13 protein-coding genes are annotated in these 15437 nt (G+C 67.3%); 10 read left to right on the top strand and 3 right to left on the bottom strand.

The features are described from left to right. Window positions 1-157: 157 nt before the first annotated feature. Window positions 158-1045, bottom strand: a complete 888-nt coding sequence (locus ON40_RS15710; protein ID WP_040823123.1) for a PAC2 family protein — start codon at window positions 1043-1045, stop codon at window positions 158-160. 207 nt (window positions 1046-1252) lie between these two features. On the opposite strand from ON40_RS15710, the gene metH reads away from it, so the two are divergent. The 9 genes from metH to hisG all read left to right on the top strand — a co-directional run bounded on the left by metH (window position 1253) and on the right by hisG (window position 13170). After that, window positions 1253-4831 (top strand): methionine synthase, encoded by a 3579-nt coding sequence (metH, locus tag ON40_RS15705; RefSeq protein ID WP_040823119.1) that lies wholly within the window; start codon window positions 1253-1255, stop codon window positions 4829-4831. A 74-nt stretch (window positions 4832-4905) separates the two neighbouring features. Beyond that, entirely contained in the window at window positions 4906-6495 is a 1590-nt protein-coding gene (locus ON40_RS15700; protein ID WP_040823117.1) for a serine/threonine-protein kinase, read from the top strand. 175 nt (window positions 6496-6670) lie between these two features. Beyond that, on the top strand, window positions 6671-7333 hold the full coding sequence (locus tag ON40_RS15695; RefSeq protein WP_040823114.1) for an HAD family hydrolase: 663 nt from the start codon (window positions 6671-6673) through the stop codon (window positions 7331-7333). A gap of 217 nt (window positions 7334-7550) precedes the next feature. Then, complete coding sequence (locus ON40_RS15690; RefSeq protein ID WP_051193145.1) at window positions 7551-8441, top strand: HalD/BesD family halogenase; 891 nt, start codon at window positions 7551-7553, stop codon at window positions 8439-8441. Between the two features lie 11 nt (window positions 8442-8452). Next, entirely contained in the window at window positions 8453-9292 is an 840-nt protein-coding gene (locus ON40_RS15685; protein ID WP_040824194.1) for a class I SAM-dependent methyltransferase, read from the top strand. A 96-nt stretch (window positions 9293-9388) separates the two neighbouring features. Further along, window positions 9389-11236 (top strand): choline/carnitine O-acyltransferase, encoded by a 1848-nt coding sequence (locus tag ON40_RS15680; RefSeq protein WP_040823113.1) that lies wholly within the window; start codon window positions 9389-9391, stop codon window positions 11234-11236. A 107-nt stretch (window positions 11237-11343) separates the two neighbouring features. Further along, window positions 11344-11913 (top strand): GNAT family N-acetyltransferase, encoded by a 570-nt coding sequence (locus tag ON40_RS15675; protein ID WP_040823111.1) that lies wholly within the window; start codon window positions 11344-11346, stop codon window positions 11911-11913. A 66-nt stretch (window positions 11914-11979) separates the two neighbouring features. Then, window positions 11980-12243, top strand: coding sequence for a phosphoribosyl-ATP diphosphatase (locus ON40_RS15670; RefSeq protein WP_040824192.1), 264 nt, complete (start codon window positions 11980-11982; stop codon window positions 12241-12243). A gap of 78 nt (window positions 12244-12321) precedes the next feature. Then, a complete protein-coding gene (gene hisG, locus ON40_RS15665) occupies window positions 12322-13170 on the top strand; it encodes an ATP phosphoribosyltransferase (protein ID WP_040824189.1) in 849 nt (282 codons plus the stop codon). Window positions 13171-13177: 7 nt separating this feature from the next. On the opposite strand, the gene ON40_RS15660 is transcribed toward hisG, so the two are convergent. Beyond that, window positions 13178-14032 carry a RecB family exonuclease gene (locus ON40_RS15660; RefSeq protein ID WP_083895660.1) on the bottom strand — a complete coding sequence of 285 codons (855 nt, stop codon included), beginning with the start codon at window positions 14030-14032 and terminating at the stop codon, window positions 13178-13180. Window positions 14033-14080: 48 nt separating this feature from the next. Between ON40_RS15660 and ON40_RS15655 the strand changes: the two genes are divergently transcribed. After that, window positions 14081-14914, top strand: a complete 834-nt coding sequence (locus tag ON40_RS15655; protein WP_040823106.1) for a tRNA (adenine-N1)-methyltransferase — start codon at window positions 14081-14083, stop codon at window positions 14912-14914. Between the two features lie 18 nt (window positions 14915-14932). On the opposite strand, the gene ON40_RS15650 is transcribed toward ON40_RS15655, so the two are convergent. Beyond that, window positions 14933-15382, bottom strand: coding sequence for an MTB12 C-terminal domain-containing protein (locus tag ON40_RS15650; protein ID WP_051193144.1), 450 nt, complete (start codon window positions 15380-15382; stop codon window positions 14933-14935). Window positions 15383-15437: the final 55 nt, after the last annotated feature.

Genomic DNA, 15437 nt, shown 5'->3' with positions numbered 1-15437 from the left:
CTCCTTCGTCGCCTACGCGGCACCCCCGGAACGGCGAGCCGCGCCGAAAACCTTGGAGCGCTGTTGTTTTGCCTATCGCTTCGCGGGCGAGTTCCGGCGCACGGAGACGCTTCGCCGTTGGGTGCGTCGCCCCGCCGGAGCGAAGCGGAGGCAAAAATTACAGCCCGAATCCCCCTGGGCCGCCGCGGCGGCGTAGGTACTTCTCGAACTCGGCGGCTATCGCGTCGCCGTCGATCTTGGCCATGGCCTCGTTCAGGTCGACCGCCGCGTCACCGCGTTCCTCGAGCGAGCGCACGTACTCGCTGACCTCGTCGTCACCCTCGGTCATCTCGTCCACCGCGGACTCCCAGTCCTCGGACTGGGCGGGTAGCTCACCCAGCGGGACCTCGATGTCCAGGACCTCCTCGACCCGGTGCAGCAGTGCGATCGTGGCCTTGGGGTTGGGCGGCTGCGAGACGTAGTGCGGCACGGCCGCCCAGAACGACACCGCCGGGACGCCCGCGCGAACGCAGGCGTCCTGTAGGACGCCGGTGATCCCGGTCGGCCCCTCGTAGCGGGTCTGCTCGAGGCTGAACTGCTCGGCCGCCTCCTTGTTGTAGGCGGTTCCGGTGACCGGGACGGGGCGGGTGTGCGGGGTATCGGCGAGCAGCGCGCCGAGGATGACCACGGTGGTCACCCGCAGTTGCTCCACGAGTTCGAGAATGTCGTCACAGAAACTGCGCCATCGCATATTCGGTTCGATCCCGTGTAACAGCACCACATCGCGCTCACTGCCCGGCGGCGAGCACACCGACAGCGTCGTGGCGGGCCACTGGATCTCACGGGTCACGCCGTCGACCTGGCGGACCGTCGGCCGGTTCACCTGGTAGTCGTAGTAGTCCTCGGAGTCGAGTTCGGCGAGAGGTTCGGCGTCCCAGATCAGTTCCAGATGCTCGATGGCGCCGCTGGCGGCGTCGGCGGCGTCGTTCCAGCCCTCGAAGGCGGCGACGAGCACCGGATCGCGCAACGTCGGCAGGTCCGGATCGGGTGATGCACTGGCGTTCACCCGGTCAGCCTACGGTGTACAGGCCCTGCTGTTCATGGCATATTGCCGACAGCGTGTCCGTGTTGGGCGGGGCGGGTTGCGAATTTCGGGCATACCGTGTGGCGGGCCGACCGGGTGCCCGGATCGAGTGTGGCGCGGACCACTTCCGGCGCCTGAGGCCCGGCGCTGTCGTCGGACTTGTCCGTGCTTCCCATTACCCTCTAGTACATGCCTGTGTCCCCTCGCGCCGAGTTCGATACCACCTTGCTCGACACGCTCGCCCGGCGTGTCGTGATCGGAGACGGTGCGATGGGCACCATGCTGCAGGCTGCGGATCTGTCGCTGGACGACTTCCGCGGCCTCGAGGGCTGCAACGAGATCCTGAACGACACCCGTCCGGACGTGCTGCGGCACATCCATCGCGCCTACTTCGAGGCCGGTGCGGATGCGGTGGAGACCAACACATTCGGCTGCAATCTGCCCAATCTGGCCGATTACGACATCGCGGACCGAATCCGGGATCTGTCCGAGCGCGGCACCCGGCTGGCCCGCGAGGTCGCCGACGAGATGGGTCCGGGCGCTGACGGCACTCCGCGATACGTGCTGGGCTCCATGGGACCGGGCACCAAACTGCCGACGCTGGGTCATGCGCCGTTCGCCGCCCTGCGCGATGCGTACGCCGAGGCCGCGCTGGGCATGCTCGACGGCGGAGCCGATGCGATCCTGATCGAGACCTGCCAGGACCTGTTGCAGGTCAAGGCCGCGGTGACCGGTTCGCGGCGGGCGATGGTCCAGGCGGGCCGCCGGATTCCGATCATCACCCACGTCACCGTGGAGACCACCGGAACGATGCTGGTGGGCAGTGAGATCGGCGCGGCGCTGACCGCGATCGAGCCGCTCGGGGTCGACATGATCGGCCTGAACTGTGCCACCGGCCCGACCGAGATGAGCGAACATCTGCGGCACCTGTCCAAGCACGCGAAGCTGCCGGTGTCGGTGATGCCGAACGCGGGCCTGCCGGTGCTGGGTCCCAATGGCGCCGAATACCCATTGACGCCAGAGGAATTGGCGGCCGCGCTGAGCGGTTTCGTGACCGAGTTCGGCTTGGCGCTGGTCGGCGGTTGCTGCGGCACCACACCCGAGCACATCCGTCAGGTCGCCGAGGCGGTGCGCGGCGCGACCCGGGGCGATCGTCAGCCGGTGCACGAGCCGAGTGTGTCGAGTATGTACACCGCGGTCCCGTTCGAGCAGGACGCGTCGGTGCTGATGATCGGCGAGCGTACGAATGCCAACGGCTCCAAGGCATTCCGCGAGGCGATGCTGGCCGAGGACTGGCAGAGATGCCTGGACATCGCCAAGGACCAGACCCGCGACGGCGCGCACATGCTGGACCTGTGCGTCGACTACGTCGGCCGCGACGGCACCAAGGATATGGAGGCCCTGGCGAGCCGTCTGGCCACCGCCTCGACCCTGCCGATCATGCTCGACTCCACCGAAACCCCGGTGCTGCGAGCGGGTTTGGAACATCTGGGCGGCCGCTGCGCGGTCAACTCGGTGAACTACGAGGACGGCGCGGGTCCGGAGTCGCGCTTCCAGAAGACCATGGCGCTGGTCGCCGAGCACGGCGCGGCGGTGGTCGCGCTGACCATCGACGAGCAGGGGCAGGCGCGCACGGCGCAGCACAAGGTCGAGATCGCCGAGCGCCTGATCGCCGACATCACCGGCAACTGGGGCATGGCCGAGAGCGACATCATCATCGATACGCTGACCTTCACCCTGGGCACCGGCCAGGAGGAGTCCCGGCGCGACGGTCTGGAGACCATCGAGGCGATCCGCGAACTCAAGCGCAGGCATCCGGATGTGCAGACCACCCTGGGTCTGTCGAACATCTCCTTCGGCCTGAATCCGGCCGCGCGCCAGGTGCTCAACTCGGTCTTCATGCACGAATGCGTCGAAGCCGGACTGGATTCGGCCATCGTGCACGCCTCGAAGATCCTGCCGATCAGCCGGATTCCCGAGGAGCAGCGCGAGACGGCATTGGATCTGGTGTACGACCGGCGCAGCGACGGCTACGACCCGCTGCAGAAGCTGATGACGATGTTCGAGGGCGTCTCCACGGCTTCCTCCAGGGCCTCGCGCGCGGAGGAACTCGCCGCACTGCCGCTGTTCGACCGGCTCGAGCGGCGCATCGTCGACGGTGAGCGCAACGATATCGAGGCCGATCTGGATACGGCCATGACCGAGGTGCCGCCGCTGCGGATCATCAACGAGACGTTGCTGTCCGGGATGAAGACCGTCGGCGAGCTGTTCGGCTCGGGCCAGATGCAGCTGCCGTTCGTGCTGCAGTCCGCGGAGGTGATGAAGGCCGCGGTCGCCTACCTGGAACCGCACATGGAGGCCACCGACGATTCGGGCAAGGGCCGCATCGTGCTGGCCACGGTCAAGGGCGACGTGCACGACATCGGCAAGAACCTGGTCGACATCATCCTGTCCAACAACGGCTACGAGGTCGTCAACCTGGGCATCAAGCAGCCGATCGCGACGATCCTGGACGCCGCGGTGGACAAGAAGGCCGACGTGATCGGCATGTCCGGCCTGCTGGTCAAGTCGACCGTGGTGATGAAGGAGAACCTCGAGGAGCTCAACACCCGCGGGATGGCCGATCAGTTCCCGGTGCTGCTGGGCGGAGCCGCACTGACCCGCTCGTACGTCGAGAACGATCTGACCGACGTCTACCAGGGCGATGTGCACTACGCGCGCGATGCGTTCGAGGGCCTGCGCCTGATGGACGAGATCATGACGATCAAACGCGGCGGCGGTCTCGATGTCGACAGTCCGGAGGTGATCGCCGCACGGGAGAAGGCCGCCGAGCGCAAGGCCCGGCACGAACGCTCCAAGCGCATTGCGGCCGAACGCAAGTCGGTCGAGGTGCCGGTGGAGGTGCCCGCCCGCTCCGATGTGGCCGCCGATCTGCCCGTCCCGGTGCCGCCGTTCTGGGGCAGCCGGGTGGTGAAGGGTCTTTCGCTGCAGGAATATTCGGGTCTGCTCGACGAGCGTGCGCTGTTCCTGGGACAGTGGGGTCTGCGTGGGCAACGCGGCGGCGAGGGCCCCAGCTACGAGGAATTGGTCGAATCCGAGGGGCGTCCGCGACTGCGGTACTGGCTCGATCGGCTCACCGCCGAGGGCGTGCTCGCCCATGCCGCGGTCGTGTACGGATATTTCCCCGCGGTCTCCGAGGGCGATGAGGTGATCGTGCTCACCGAAGCGGATCCCGGTGCGCCGGAGCGTTATCGGTTCACATTCCCGCGCCAGCAACGCGACCGTTTCCTGTGTATCGCCGATTTCATCCGTTCGCGCGAACTCGCGGCACAGACCGGACAGGTGGACGTGCTGCCGTTCCAGCTGGTCACGATGGGCCAGCCGATCGCCGATTTCGCCAACGAGTTGTTCGCACAGGACAATTACCGCGATTACCTCGAGGTGCACGGCATCGGCGTGCAGCTGACCGAGGCGCTGGCCGAATACTGGCATCGCCGGATTCGCGAGGAACTCGTGCTGGACGGGCATGCGGTGTCCGACGACGATCCCGCTGATGTGCAGGAGTACTTCAAGCTCGGATATCGTGGTGCGCGTTACTCATTCGGCTACGGCGCCTGTCCGGAACTCGAGGATCGGGCGAAACTGGTGTCGATTCTCGAATCCGAGCGGATCGGTGTCACACTGTCCGAGGAGTTGCAACTGCATCCGGAGCAGTCGACGGATGCGTTCGTCCTACTGCATCCGGAAGCGAAATACTTTAACGCGTAAGATATTCGAGTTTCCGGGCTTCACGCAGAGTGGCAGGGTGGCTCGGCGTGCAAGCGTAGGAGGGGCACGAGAACATGACATCGGACCGGCTGATCGCGGGACGTTACCGGCTGGGCGATCCCATCGGCTCGGGGGCAATGGGGGTCGTCTGGCGGGCAAGTGATGTCCGGTTGCGGCGAACGGTCGCGGTGAAGCAACTTCTGCTAGCACCCGGCCTGACGCGGTCGCAGGCGCTGGAGGCGAAGATGCGCGCGATGCGGGAGGGGCGCATCGCGGCGCGACTGCATCATCAGAACGCGGTCACGGTATTCGATGTCGCGGAGGAGGACGGCCAGCCGTGGTTGGTCATGGAATTCGTCGACGCACCGAGCCTGGCGACACTGATGCGGGAGAAGGGACATCTCGATCCCCAGGAGGTGGCCCGGATCGGTGCGCGCGTGGCCGCCGCGCTGGCTGCCGCGCACGATGCCGGAATCGTGCACCGCGATGTGAAACCGGCCAACATTCTGGTCGCGGACAACGGCGCGGTGAAGATCACCGATTTCGGCATTTCCCGCGCGGTCGGCGATGTCACGGTCACCTCCACCGGATTTCTCGCGGGCACGCCCGCCTATCTGGCGCCCGAGGTGGCGCGCGGGGAGAATCCGGAATCCCCGTCGGACGTGTTCGCGCTGGGCTCGACGTTGTACGCGGCGGTGGAGGGGCAGCCGCCGTTCGGTGAGGGCGACAATCCGCTGGCCGTCCTGCACTCGGTGGTGCGCGCGGAGGTACCCGCGCCGCAGCGCGCCGGCACACTGGCTCCGGTGCTGATGCGATTGCTGGCCGCGGAGCCGGGCGACCGGCCGACCATGACCGAGGCGCAGAAGGAACTCGAGGCGGTCGCCGAGGGACGAGCGCCCGTGCTGCCGCCTTCGGCCACCAAGATCCTGCCGAAATCATCCGCGGTCGATGGTGCGGCCGCGACGACGGTCATGGCGGGCGGTGCGGCGGCGGGTAATGCGGCCGATTCGACCTTGCACATCGGTGCCGGAGGTCCGGGCGGGACGAGTCCGGTCGCTGCACCGGTCGACAAGCCGAAGCCGACCGCTCTGACGGCCAACCGTCGCGTGCTCGTTCTCGCGGCGGCCGGTGTCGTCGTGGTGTTGGTGATCGTCGGGCTGGTCGCGATGGTGCGGAGCGGTGGAGACGACCACACCGTCGCCGCGGCATCGTCGACCCAGGCCGCGTCCGCCGCGGCCGTGCCGCCTGCCGCCCATGCGCAGAGCACCGGCAGCGCCGAACCGACCACCGCGAACAGCACCACGACGTCCTCGGCGGCGTCGAGTACCACCACCACGGCGTCCGCGACCACCACAGCGGCCGCGCCCGCCGACCCCGCCGGATTCATGAGCAGCTACTACGGCATGCTGCCGGGCAATGCGGCAGCCGCGTGGCCGCTGCTGTCCTCCGGATATCAGTCCTCGTCCGGCGGATACGACAACTACCTGCAATTCTGGGGTGAATTCAGTTCGGTGGCGGTGAGCGGGGTATCCGAGAACGGCGATACGGCTACCGGCACGGTCACGTACCACTACAAGAACGGACAGGTCACCTCGGAGCAGCGGTGGTGCCGGGTCGGTTCGGTCAACGGTCAGACGGTGATCCTCGACTCCCAGGTGGGATGAGCGCTGATCCGGCCGAGTTACCCGTGCTGGGCCGGATCCAGGTCACAGGTGCCGGGCCGATAGTGTGGCGACAGCGTGATCACCTCGGAAGGCAGCCATTTCGGGGGGCGGTGCACGCACCCGGAAGCCGATCACCGGCTCCGGAAGGACAGATCCGAGGAAAAGGAGTCGCCGGGTGTCCGTACCCGCCGCGAAGGCCGTGCTGTGGGATATGGACGGCACTCTGCTGGATTCGGAGAAACTCTGGGATATCGCGGTGCGCGAACTGTCGGTGGAACTCGGCGGTGAGATGACCGATGCGACCAGACACGCGCTGATCGGCTCCGCTGCGGCGAATGCGCTGCGGATCATCTTCACCGGTCTGGGACTCGAGCCGGATCCGGTGCGGATGGCCGAGGCGGGGGAGTGGCTGCAGCGGCGGGTCACCGAGTTGATGGCCGGTCCGATTCCCTGGCGGCCCGGCGCGCAGGAGGCACTGCGGATGGTCCGTGCGGCGGGATTGCGGAGCGCGCTGGTGACCAACACGCAGCGGGAGGTCGCCGAGGTGTGCCTGAACACGCTCGGCCGCGAGCACTTCGACATCTCGGTGTGCGGTGACGAGGTGGCGCACGGCAAACCCGCGCCCGACCCGTATCGCCGTGCCACCGAACTGCTCGGCATCGCTCCCGAACACTGTGTGGCGGTGGAGGATTCGCCGACCGGTTCGGCGTCCGCGGCGGCTGCGGGCTGCGCGGTGCTGGTGATCCCGTGTGAGATTCCGGTGCCGCCCGCACCCGGCTACACCTTCCGCGATTCCCTGATCGGTCTGACGATCGCCGATCTGGACGCGCTCGTCTGAGCCTGCCGCACGGCCACGCGCATCTGTTCCGTCGTCGCTGCCGACTGCCGATATCAATACATACGGGACGGTCGGTCCGATCGGTTGTGATCATGAATGGCGCTGTTGCGCACGGCTACTCGCCGGTTTGTGATTTATGCCAACGATCTGTCCGAATTGCCGTGGGCGCGCCGTCCCCGGGTCACAATGGTCGCCATGACGGCGACAGGGGGCGCAGGTGCATGAATCGGAAAACGGTTCGGGACAGGACGACTCGGGCACCCTGGAAGCGATCATCGATACCGTCCGGTATCCGTTGCGGGAGCCGCGATCCGCGGCATGGGACGAGGTAGTCGGCACGGCACGCGCCGACCTGGGTGCGGACGGCTGTTGTGTGCTCCGGGGTTTCATTCGTCCGGAGCTGCTCGAGGCGCTGCGCACCGAAGGCGTCGCGCTCGCCCCGCAGGCCTACTATCGCGTCGAACGGGTGAACGCGTACAACATCCCGCTGGATGCGGATCTGCCGCCGGATCATCCTGGCCGGATCGTGCTCGAGCGCGGAAACGCCTTCGTGGCACGCGATCTCATCCCGCCCGAGGCGCTGATCCAGATCCTGTACAGCAGTCCGCTGTTCCGGCGATTCCTCGCCGACTGCTTCGAACTGCCCGCTCTGCACGAGTTCGCCGACCCGCTGGCCGGGCTGTGCCTGAACGTCGTGTCGCCGGGCATGTCGCATCCGTGGCATTTCGACACCAACGAGTTCACCGTGTCGATGCTGACCCAGTTGCCGGACGAGGGCGGAACCTTCGAGTACTGCCCGGGGATTCGGTCGCCGGAGGCGGAGAATCTCGACGATGTGCGCTCGGTGCTGACCGGCGTGGGGGACGAACTCGTACGACGGCTCGAGCTGAGGCCAGGAGATCTGCAGCTGTTCCAGGGCCGGTTCTCGCTGCACCGGGTGTCGCCGGTCGCGGGAGATCGACAGCGGCACACCGCAATTTTCGCCTACAACGAGCGTCCCGGGGTGATCGGCACAGCCGAGCGCACCAGGCAGCTGTTCGGGCGGGTCCTGCCGGACCATCTGGCCGCGGCGGGCCGCTCCGTGCGCGGTGACCGATTACTCGATTGAGAGGAGTGCCCGTGCCGGTTTCCTTGCACAGCACTGGAAAAGCCTCGTTCGACGACATCTACGACCGTACCGATCCTCGTGACTACTACCTCCGCATGTCCGAATTGGACTATCGGATACCGGAATTGGCCAAACCGCACTTCGAGAGTTTCATCGCCGACTACCGAGCGGCCGTCGGCACCGCGCCGACCGTCCTGGACATCGGGTGCTCCTACGGGGTGAGCGCCGCGCTCATGCGGTTCGACACCACCGTCGCCCAGCTGGCCGAGCACTACCGCGGCGGCGACACCACCGCACGGATCGAGCGGGACCGCGCCCGTCTGGCGGCCCGCGACCGGCATCCGGAGGTACGCTTCGTGGGTATGGACGCCTCCGAGCCGGCGCTGGCCTACGCCACCGCGGCCGGACTGCTGCACGACGTGGTCCACGCCGACCTGGAATCGGGTCCGCCGACCGCGGCGCAGCGCACGGTGCTCGCGTCCACGGACGTGGTGATCTCCACCGGATGCATCGGCTACGTCACCGATCGCACGCTGCTGCAAGTGGTGCACGCGCACGGCGAGCGTCTGCCCTGGATGGCGCATTTCGTGTTGCGGATGTACGACTACGAGCCGATCGCCCGGCGGCTGTCCCGGCTGGGTTACCACACCCGCAAGATGCCCGGCACCTTCCACCAACGCCGTTTCGCCTCCGAGGCCGAGCGCACGCAGGTGCTGAACACCTTGTCCGCCAAGGGAATCGATCCTTCGGGGGTGGAGGAGGACGGCTGGATGCACGCCGAGTTGTACTATTCGACACCCGAACCGTACGAACCTGATTCGCCCGCTCGCGGGCGATCCGAGTCCGTCTGATCGGCCCGCGTCCGGTCGCTCGGCGACCGGGCGCGATGATCGATACGCACATGTCTCACCAACCGGCCCCGTACCCATCGACCCCGAGGACCGCCAGTGACCGACCGCACCTTCGCCTTCGACGACCAGCTGCCGCGTGTGCCGCTGCCGACACTCGAAGACAGTTGCGCCCGCTTTCTGCAGTGGAGCGCTCCGCTGCTCACCGACGAGGAATCCGAGCAGACCCGCCTCGCGGTGCAGGATCTGCTGCGCGAGGACGGCCCGGCCCGCGCCCTGCATGCGGATCTGGTCCGGTTCGATGCGGAGCCGGGGGTGAGCAGCTGGCTGGACGAGTTCTGGCCGTCGCGGTATCTGGGACGACGCGATCGAATCGCGTTGAACGCCAACTTCTTCTTCCTCTTCCGCGACGACACCCCGCTGGCCCGCTCGGCCGCGTCGGTGTCCCAGGCGACCTCGGATGACGCCGCCGGCGCACGGCAGGTCGATCGGGCCGCGGCGATCATCACCGCGGCGGTGGACTACAAACTGCTGCTCGATCAGGAGCTGATTCCGCCGATCCTGCAACGCGGACAGCATCTTTCGATGGCGCAGAACAAGTCGCTGTTCTCCGAGACCAGGATTCCCGGCGATCCGCAGGACACCGTGCGCGTGCCGTACAGCGCACAGTGGCCGGGCCCCTCGCAGGCCCGGCACATCCTGGTGTTGTTCCGCGGCAACATGTTCCGGATGGACGTGCTCGATTCGTCCGGAACGCCCTACGCCCCCGAGGATCTCGCGGGCGGCCTGCGTGCGGTGATGAAGTCCGGCGCGGGCCGGGCGGCGGACGGCACGGCGGTCGGACATCTCACCACGCTGTCCCGGGTGGAATGGGCGGGTGTGTATCCGACGCTGCGCGCCGAACCGGTGAACGCCGCGGCGCTGGAGGTCATCGAGACCGCGCTGTTCTGCGTCTGTCTGGAGGATTTCGCCCCGCACGACACCCAGCACGCCTGTGACCAGCTCTTGCACGGCGACAGCGGGAACCGGTGGTTCGACAAGGCGGTGTCGTTCCTGGTATTCGCCGACGGCACCGCCGGAATCAACGTCGAGCACTGCGGGCTGGACGGCACCACGATCCTGTCCTTCGTGGACGCGTTGCTGGAGAAAACCGTCGCCGAACACGCCGAGCGTTCCGGAGCTCGGGCGCAGGGCGTCCCGCCGATCGAGGCCGTCGAGTTCTCGCTGGACGAGGCGTTGCGTGGTGAAATTCACCGGGCCGCAGCATCGTTCGCGGCCTTCGCCGCCGACAACGCGACCCTCACGGTCTCCTTCCCCGATTTCGGCACCCAGCAGGCCAAATCGCTGGGCATCTCGCCGGATGCCTTCGCGCAGTTGAGTTATCAGCTCGCGCACCGGCGCAGCAAGGGGCTCACCGGGGCCACCTACGAATCGATCGCCACTCGCCAGTACCGCAACGGGCGGACCGAGGCGATGCGCGTGGTGACTCCGGAGATCCTGGAATTCGTTGCGGCCATGGATGATCCGGCATTGTCGGCGCAGCAGCGACAGGAGATCGCGCGCACCGCCGCGCAGGCGCACGTGGCTCGGGCGAAGGAGTGCCAGAGCGGCAAGGCGCCCGAACAGCATCTGTGGGAGCTGCAGATGATCCAGCGGCGTCGCGGCGCCGAACTCGGCATCACCGAGCCGATGCCGTTCTACGACAGCCCCGGCTGGCTGATCACCCGTGACGACTATCTGAGCACCAGCTCGGCGCCGTCGGCGAATATCGAGTACTTCGGTTTCGGCTGCACCAGCGCCAAGTGCATCGGCGTCGCGTACGTCCTGCTGCCGGACCGCTGGAACCTGTACCTGGCCACGCCGACCTCGGTGGCGAACGAGATGCACGCGTTCGCCGAACAGCTGCGCATCGCCGTGGCCGAACTTCAGGTACTGCTCGCCGGATAGCCACTCCCCCGCGGATTCCGGTGACCTGTCGCCGGAATCCGCGGGGGGTTGTGCCGCCGCGAAAAATCGGGTGAAAACGGACCACCTGCACTGTTAGCGTCGGCTTCATGACCGGCGCATCCCTGCCCGAGTTCACCTGGCGGCGGCTGAGCGCCGCGGACTTCCCGCTGCTGTGCGGGTGGCTGGCACAGCCTCATGTGCATCGCTGGTGGAACCACGAATTCACCCCGGAGGCGGTCGAACGCGACTTCGGCCCGTGCATGCGCGGCGAGGAACCGGGGGAGGATCTGCTGATCTTCGCCGACGCCGAACCGATCGGACTGATGCAGCGGTGCCGGCTGACCGACTTTCCGGAGTACCTCGAGGATCTGGTGAAGTTGATCACGGTGCCGACCGAGGCGGCCTCGCTCGACTACTTCATCGGCGATCCGCAACGGGTCGGGCGCGGTCTCGGACCGGCGATGATTCGCGCGATGATCGCGGCGACCTGGTTCGAGTACCCGCTCGCGGACTGCGTCATCATCCCGGTCGCCGCGAAGAATCGGCCGTCGTGGCGCGCGCTGGAGAAGGCCGGGATGCACCGGATCGCCGAGGGCCCGATGACGCCGGACAGTCCCGCCGACGACGGCCATCACTACGTCTACGCCATCGATCGGCCCGGCCGAGTGAACGCTTGACTCCGAGAGTTGCTCACTGGAGGCCGAAAAAACACCCTGTCCCCGGATCTGAAAGAATCACGACCCGTGAAGAACTTCGAAACCCTGTTCGCCGAGCTCCAGGATCGTGCGGTCAACCGCCCCGAGGGGTCCGGAACCGTGGCGGCATTGGACGCCGGTGTGCATTCGCAGGGCAAGAAGGTGCTGGAGGAGGCCGGTGAGGTCTGGCTGGCGGCCGAGCACGAGAGCGACGACGCGCTGTCCGAGGAGATCTCGCAGCTGCTGTATTGGGTGCAGGTGCTGATGGTGGGCCGGGGACTGCGTCTGGAGGACGTGTACCGACATCTGTGACGGATAGCTCGCGCGATGCCCGCGCGGCCGTCCACACACAATTCCCTCCGTCACGAGTCCGGAAAGGACAACATCCCCATGCTCCGCGTCGCAGTACCCAACAAGGGCGCCCTGTCCGAGGCCGCCGTCGCCATCCTCACCGAAGCCGGTTACCGCAAGCGCACCGATGGGCGCGATCTGTCGGTGATCGACAACGCCAATCAGGTCGAATTCTTCTTCCTGCGTCCCAAGGACATCGCGATCTACGTCGGGTCGGGTGAACTCGATCTGGGCATCACCGGCCGCGACCTCGCGCTGGATTCCGGTGCCCCGGTCCAGGAGCGGCTGAGCCTGGGGTTCGGCGGCTCCCGATTCCGCTATGCCGCGCCCGCCGGTCGCGAATGGAAGGTCGAGGACCTCTACGACAAGCGCATCGCCACCTCGTATCCGAATCTGGTGCTGGCCGACCTGCAGCGTCGCGGCATCCAGGCCGAGGTGATCCGCCTCGACGGCGCGGTGGAGATCTCCATCCAGCTCGGCGTCGCCGATGCCATCGCCGATGTGGTGGGCTCGGGTCGCACGCTGCGTCAGCACAATCTGGTGGCGTTCGGCGAGTCGCTGTGCGATTCGGAAGCGGTGCTGATCGAGGGCGCCGGATCCGAACGCAGCGACAAGGGCCGCAACCAGCTCGTCGCGCGCATCCAGGGCGTGGTGTTCGCCCAGCAGTACCTGATGCTCGACTACGACTGCCCCAAGGATCTGCTCGACGCCGTCGTGAAGATCACCCCGGGCCTGGAATCGCCCACCGTCTCCCCGCTCGCCGATCCGGGCTGGGTCGCCGTGCGCGCGATGGTCCCCCGCAAGCAGAGCAACGAGGTCATGGACCAGCTCGCCGATCTGGGCGCCAAGGCCGTCCTCGCGACGGATATCCGCTCCTGCCGGTTCTAGGACGTGCCTAGCGCGGGTCCGCCACGGTGTGGGGCGGGCCCGGGTAGGGCGGCGGGGTGCCGCCGAAGGCCGGGCACAGCGCCTGGTAATCGCAGTATCGGCAGAGCCGGCTGCGGTTGGGTGGGAAATCACCGGTGCGCAGAGCTGTGCTGATGGCCGTCCAGAGGGCAGAAAGGATGCGCTCGAAGCGTAGTAGCTCCTCCTCGTCGGGGTGGTAGGTGAGGATCTGGCCGTCGGACAGGTAGATCAGGCGCAGCCGGGTGGGTGCGACACCGCGGGTGCGCAGCATGATCAGGGCGTAGAACTTGAGCTGGAACAGGGCGCGGTTCTCGCTGCCGGGTGCGGGGGAGCGGCCGGTCTTGTAGTCCACCACCGTCAGGCGGCCACCGGGTGCGACGTCGATGCGGTCGACGAAACCGCGCAGCGGGGAGCCGTCCGGCAGGCTCACCTCGATGAGTGATTCGCAGGACTCCGGGTCGAAGGCGGTGGGATCCTCCAGGCGGTAATAGGTCTGGACAAGCCGGTGCACCTCGTCCAGGAAACCGTCCAGACCACCCTCTTCGACCACCTCGGCGAGCTCCGGGCGTTCGGCCAGCAAACGTTGCCAGGCGGGGGCGACGAGGGTGGCTGCACGGTCGGGAATTCGTTCGCCGCTGGGTAACCCGTACAGTGACTCCAGGACCGCGTGCACCACCGTGCCGCGCACCGCGGGCCGCGCCGGAGGCTCGGGTATCCGATCCACCGCGCGCAGGCGGTATTTCAGCGGACATTGTTTGAAATCCATTGCCCGTGAAGGAGACAGCGCCGGAGTGTACGCATGCGCAGGCTCCGGCGGCGGGCTGATCGTCGGCGGCGCTGACATACCTGGCAGGCTAGCCGGGGGCACCGACAAGATAGAGAACGGAGATCCATGACGGCCAGACGGACCGGTCCATTCACCGAGGGTGACCGGGTGCAGCTGACCGACGCCAAGGGCCGCCAGCACACGGTCGTGCTGGAGCCGGGCAAGGAATTCCACACCCACAAGGGCCAGATCCGCCACGACGACCTGATCGGCGCCGACGAGGGCACCGTGGTCCAATCCGCCAACGGCACACCGTATCTCGCGCTGCGCCCGCTGCTGGTCGACTACGTGCTGTCGATGCCGCGCGGTGCGGCGGTGATCTATCCGAAGGATGCCGCGCAGATCGTGCACGAGGGTGATGTCTTCCCCGGCGCGCGCGTACTCGAGGCGGGTGCGGGGTCCGGCGCGCTGACGTGCTCACTGCTGCGCGCGGTGGGCCCGGAGGGCCAGGTGCTCTCGTACGAGATCCGCGACGATCACGCCGAACATGCGGTCCGCAACGTCGAACGGTTCTTCGGCGAACGTCCAGCTAACTGGTCGCTGACGCTCGGTGACGTCGCCGACTACGACGGCGAGAAGGTCGATCGTGCCGTGCTGGACATGCTCAAACCCTGGGACGCGCTGCCCGCGGTGGCCAAGGCGCTGATCCCTGGCGGCGTGCTCATCGTCTACGTGGCGACCGTGACGCAGCTCTCGGAGACGGTGGAGGCGCTTCGGCAGCAACAATGCTGGACCGAACCGCGGGCCTGGGAGTCGCTGGTGCGGCCCTGGCATGTGGTGGGCCTGGCGGTTCGCCCGGAACATCGCATGCAGGGCCACACCGCCTTCCTGATCAGCGCGCGGCGGCTGGCCGACGGCGTGGTAGCGCCCAAGCCGCAACGCCGCCCCTCCAAGGGCTGAGCGGAACCGGCGAGCAGCTCAGCAGGGCGCCTTGCCCATGGCCAGGATCACGCACGCGGTGCTGTCGGAGATCTGCCAGCCCGCGGCGGTGTGCTGCCAGGTCATCGGCACGCCGGGCACGGTTCCGTGCGGCGAGATGACCGCGACCTGGGCGTTGGCGGTATCGCCCTTGGTCTGCACGTTGCTCACGCCGAATCCGACCTTGCCGTAGTTGGCCAGGCCCTTGTTCATGGTCTCGATATTGGCCTGGCGCCGCTCGCCGCCGACGACCAGCTTGGTCTTGGCCGCGGCCGGAATGCCCGGATCGACGAACTGATCCAGGCTGCTCTGCAGTTCCTGAGGTGCGGGCGCGGGGGCGTCGGCGGCGGCGAGCGCGGTGCCTCCGGCGATTGCAGCAACGGCGAAGACGCTGGTCACAGCGGTGCGAAGGGTTCTGGTGGCGATCCGGCCGCGGGTGTTGGCAAGCATATGAAGCGAATGCCTTTCAATCTGTTTCCGAACAAGGAAACTAAGGGTAGCCTAA

This window comes from Nocardia jiangxiensis NBRC 101359 (assembly GCF_000308615.1).
Lineage (GTDB): Bacteria > Actinomycetota > Actinomycetes > Mycobacteriales > Mycobacteriaceae > Nocardia > Nocardia jiangxiensis.
This window is presented reverse-complemented; position numbering and strand designations above follow the sequence as displayed.